4 protein-coding genes are annotated in these 5039 nt (G+C 61.4%); all 4 read right to left on the bottom strand.

Annotated features, from left to right (window positions below):
- Positions 1 to 318: 318 nt before the first annotated feature.
- On the bottom strand, positions 319 to 888 hold the full coding sequence (locus ACYVKI_RS12920; RefSeq protein ID WP_460690776.1) for a hypothetical protein: 570 nt from the start codon (positions 886 to 888) through the stop codon (positions 319 to 321).
- 69 nt (positions 889 to 957) lie between these two features.
- Entirely contained in the window at positions 958 to 1461 is a 504-nt protein-coding gene (locus tag ACYVKI_RS12915; protein ID WP_460690775.1) for a hypothetical protein, read from the bottom strand.
- Between the two features lie 135 nt (positions 1462 to 1596).
- Positions 1597 to 2214, bottom strand: a complete 618-nt coding sequence (locus ACYVKI_RS12910) for a hypothetical protein (RefSeq protein ID WP_460690774.1) — start codon at positions 2212 to 2214, stop codon at positions 1597 to 1599.
- Between the two features lie 34 nt (positions 2215 to 2248).
- Positions 2249 to 4306 (bottom strand): alpha/beta hydrolase, encoded by a 2058-nt coding sequence (locus tag ACYVKI_RS12905; RefSeq protein ID WP_460690773.1) that lies wholly within the window; start codon positions 4304 to 4306, stop codon positions 2249 to 2251.
- Between the last annotated feature and the right edge of the window lie 733 nt (positions 4307 to 5039).

Below are 5039 nucleotides of genomic sequence, written 5' to 3'. Positions count from 1 at the left end.
GAACTTCCCCTGCAACGGCTCCACCGCCGCCACCAGCTGCTGGATCAACGTGCCCAGCTCATCCGACGATCCCGAGGTCTGCTGGCTGAGACTGCTCAGCGTCGATGCCCCCATGTCAAACTTCATCTCACAGTTCTCTTCCCTCGAGTCCTTCCCTACCCACACCGCCCGCACCGACGACGGCGCCAAGCAACGCTGACGCGGATCATCTCCCCGCCGCTGGCCCCAGCCCCGCCACTACACCCTCAGTCACGAGAAGCCCGACAACCTGCACTCACCCCTCGCCTCACTGAAGCCAGCCCACGAATCGAACATCGATCAGTCGTCCCAGTTGGCCTCGTGCGCCTCATACATCGACTCATCATCAGAGTGCCGGGTCGAGAAGACCGCCGAGATCTCAGCACCTGGCTTGAGCTGCCTGATCATGAAAAGCCGCCCAGACTCCTCCTGCCCACCGGACACCCGCAACGGAGGATTCTGGTCCTCGTCATAGGTCTCCCGAACTCCCTGGTTCGGCGTCAGCCCAATCTCCTCGAGCACCGCCCACGCCTTATCCACCGTCTCCTGACTCGGCTCAACTTCAGAGAAGTCATAGTCGATTCGAAAATAATATGCGCCTTGCGCCCGATGGCTAGAATACGGTATTCCGGGCCACTCCAGATACTCCTTAAGGTCCCACTCACCGCCATCCAAAGTCAGTACGTTTTCGCCGAAGTGCTCGACCATCACCTCATTGACCAGCTTGATCTCCTCAACCTGCTCCTCATAGGTCAGACCTTCACTCCAGTCCACCACGATCTCTCCGCCGCCAGACTGCTCCACCGAGACTTCCTGGGGTGGGCCACCACAGTTGGTCAGAACGAGCACACCCACCAGAACGAGAGACACAGACCTCGTACTCAAGTACCTCCGGTCACCTCTCCCCACACTGAAGACAGACCACGGACCGATCAAGGATCAGTCGTCCCAGTTTGCCTCGTGAGCCTCATACATCGACTCATCATCAGAATGCCGGGTCCAGAAAAGGGCCTTAATATCAGCATCAGGGTGCTCCTGCTCGATCACGAACACGCGCCCGTGCTCCTCACGACCTCCAGCCACGCGCAGCACAGGATCACGGTCTTCCTGATAAGTCTCCTGGAGCCCCCTGTTCGGGGTCAGCCCGATCTCCTGGAGCACCGCCAAGGCCTTGTCCACCGTCTCCTGACTCGGCTCAACCTCGGAAAAGTCGTACACAACCTCGAAGTAGTAATAGCCCTCCGCTCGATGGCTCGGATACGGTAAGCCGGGCCACGCCAGATACTCCTGGAGATCCCACTCACCGCCATCCAAAGTCAGTACGTCTTCACCGAAGTGATCGACCATCACCGCATTGACAAGCTTGATCTCCTCAACCTGCTCCTCATAGGTCAGACCCTCACTCCAGTCCACCACGATCTCTGCACCATCAGGCTGCTCCACCGAGACCTCCTGGGGTGGGCCACCACAGCTGGACAGAACGAGTACACCCACCAAAACTAAGAGGACCCACCTCAAGCCCGACAACCTGCGCTCGCTCCTCGCCTCACTCAAGCCAGCCCGCGGGTCGAGCATTGATCAGTCATCCCAGTTGGCCTCCTGGGCCTCATACATCGACTCATCATCAGAGTGCCGTGTCGAGAAGACCGCTCTGATGCCAGCACCTGGCTTGAGCTGCCTGATCATGAAAAGCCGCCCAGACTCCTCCTGCCCACCAGACACCCGCAACGGAGGGTTCTGATCCTCGTCATAGGTCTCCCGGACTCCCTGGTTCGGCGTCAGCCCAATCTCCTCGAGCACCGCCAACGCCTTATCCACGGTCTCCTGATTCGGCTCAACCTCGGAGAAGTCATAGTCGATTCGAAAATAGTATGCGTCGTGGGATCGATGGCTAGGATTGGGTATTCCAGGCACAGCCAAATATTCCTGAAGATCCCACGGCTCTCCATGAATCTGAGGCAGCACGTCTTCACCGAAATGCTCAACCATCACCTCATTGACGAGCTTGATCTCCTCAACCTGCTCCTCATAGGTCAGACCTTCACTCCAGTCCACCACGATCTCTCCACCACCTTCTTGTTGGACCGAGACGCTGCTCCCATCGCCTCCATCTCCACAGCTCACCAACAAACCAGTCGCCAAGATCATGGATGCCAATGCGCATGCCAGTCTTTTCGCACCCTTCGACTGCAGCACCAATCTCCTCGCCGATGCAGCCCTCGTCACTCGTTCACAGGGCACTGCCGATACCACTGAACCTGTCACTCAGCTCCACCCCCTCGTGATACTCGTCTTGCATGACGATGCTGTCCCTATCGTCATCTCCCAATATGTGCATCAGGTTCTGGAAGTGTTGCGTATCTTCGTCCAAGTAGCCGTACCTGTCCAGATTGCTATCGGTTCGCGCATGTCCAGTCACATCCGCCTCTTCGACTGCGGAGCTGGCGTAATCACCACCCGAGTAGTGGACCTGTGCCCCGAAGTCGTCATCGGTGGGGTCCTGCCTGCCACCTAACCCAAATGGCCGGCCCCACCATGCCGTCCCATCGTGTGTCGACTGAGAGGCGAACACCATCGGCTCCCCCTGGTCATCTGTCTTGACGTGAAGGTCACGGGCATGTGCGGCGACATCATCGGGGATCCCGGATGACCCGTACATCGAAAACGTATCAACGTCATACTCGGTCCTCGTCAGGGCATGTGAACTCATATTCGTGCCGTATGAGTGAGCATGCACGTTCACCGTGTAATCGCCCCGCGCATCGCCCCCTGCCATCCTTGTTTCCTGGAACCCGTCCAAGGCGTGAGCGAAAGCCCACCCTCCTTCGCTGGCGCGGTCATCGCGCAGCACATCAGTCACGGGTCCATTCCCCGGGGCAGGTGGCGCGTCGTAGCCGACCCACGAGACGACAGCGTGCGTACGCTCATCGATCTCGGTCAATTCTTGATGGATTACTTGCGACATATCCACTTCGTTCCGCATGGCATGGGTCCCGCTGGCCATACCCGGCGCTCCGAAGCTCGTGACATCCGCCGTATCAGGATTCCCCACGGAGATTGAAGCCAAGGGCTGGCGTCCCCAACCGTGCTCTTCGGTATTCCCCGGTGCGTATGGGGAGCTCGCCTCGGCTCTCTGCCCGATGTCAAGGGACAGAAGCATGGGTTCGTCTTGCCCCGTGGCGTCTCCCACACCCGAGCCCTGTCTCAGCGACCGATCGATCTGTGACAGGTTGTCGTCCCAGTCGGTGTAGTCGGGGTTGTCCTTCAGCCTCTTCAGGGCGTCCTGATTGGCCTGGTCTCGCTTCTCATACGGGACTCCCTGCACGTTTCCCACGAGCAACGGGAGGTGAGTCAAGACCGTATCCTGGATACCAGCCTCCTCCAGCGACTCCCACCATGTGTGGCCGTCCTCGCCGGAGGGCCACGCGGCGTACTGCTCTTCGCTGTTCGGCTGCGGGAGTGAGTTCTCATGGACGGCCGGCGTCTCCTCCGAGAACTCCTCGATCTCATCGGCGCTCATCTCCGCGATGTGATCGTAGAAGGTCTGAACATCCTCGCCCGAGGCATCCTCAGCAATGGCGTCGTCAAAGAGATCTGCGGCCTGACGAACCCGGTCAGTGCCCCGGTCAGCCGCGGCGGCGGACACGATCGCCGCCAGACCATCCAGCAGGAACCCTCCCTGCCCCGGCATCCCAGCACCGGCACCGAACCAGCCATGCCCGAAACCGCCCCCAGCAGAGAACCCGACACCAGTTGACCCGCCGCCGGAGAACCCACCCCCGCCGGAGGCCCCACCATCAGCAGTCACCTCAGGGATCTCATCAGCCTCACCACCACCGGCGGCCAACGAATCCAGATCAGCAGCGACATCCTCCTCCAACTGCTGCCACGCCTGATTCAAACGCGTCACGGCGTCGTTATGATCACGCACCAGCACACGCAGCCCCTCGTTCTCACCCTCAGAGGAAAGATCCGTGGCAGCCACCTGAGCCGCCAGATGGTCAGCCTGTGAATGCAACGCCTGAGCCTGCTGCTCCAGACTCTGCCCCTGGACCGCGAAGCTCTGCAGCACATCGGCCGCCCGCCCCATCACTCGAGACCACTCACTGGTCACCGTCGGCACCTCGTCCAACGCCGACCACACGATCTCCTGAGTCTCTGGCTGCGAATACGCCACCCGCAGCCCCTGCCAGAACCCCGAGAGCGATTGGATCTCAGCATCCGTAGACGACGCCGAGGCCTTCAGCCCCGCAGCCGCCGCGTCCAGAGAATCCCACTGAGCACTCATCTCCACCGGACGCAGCACCACCAGTCCGACACCGGCCCACCCGGGACCCCAGGCACCCGTGGTCAGCACGCTCAGGCCCCCCTCCCGCTGAACCGAGCCACAGAAGCCGCCTGTGCCTGAGCCTGACCAGCACGGTCCGCCATCTCCGCATCCCCCGCAGCCAGCGCCTGACACGCCTGGTCCACCGCAGACGCACACCCAGCCCCATAGGCCGCACTCCTGGGCCCGGTCTCCCGGCGCGTCGACCACAGACGACTGAACGCAGCCGCCACCCCTGAGGCCGACCCACACAGCCCAGAGATCTGATCCCCATCAGCAGCAGCAGCACGCCCCACAGCACCAGCCATCAACGCAGCTCCCCCAGCCTGGGACAACACACCCTGCACAGCCACAACGTCGACGTCGTACACCGTCCCGCTCACCCGAGCCTCCAATCCCGCAAACCCCTCACTGCTGCCCCCCTGCTCCCCTGTGAGGCTCCGTCACCTCCAGCAGTCCCACACCGCTGAGGCGACGTCACCCGACTCAGGGGCAGGCACCCGTCGAAACCCAGAGCCCATCCCTGAGATCCCCCGCCGGCCAGCCAACCCACAGCCGGCCGACCAGGGCCTCAGCCGATGTTCGAGATCGCGCTGCGCGTCTTCGACTGCGTCGTCGTCGCCGTCTGGTCATTGCTGGACAGCGTCTGACGCACCAGAGCGATGATGCTCTTCACCTCGTTCGAAGCGTTGTT

The organism is Nesterenkonia suensis (genome assembly GCF_054782935.1).
Note: the sequence above shows the minus strand (reverse complement) of the source record. Positions and strands in the feature narration are given on the sequence as shown.

Excerpts from the sequence above, each read along its gene's own strand:
- ACYVKI_RS12905 (WP_460690773.1), bottom strand. The coding sequence starts at position 4,306 with ATGAGTGCTCAGTGGGATTCTCTGGACGCGGCGGCTGCGGGGCTGAAG.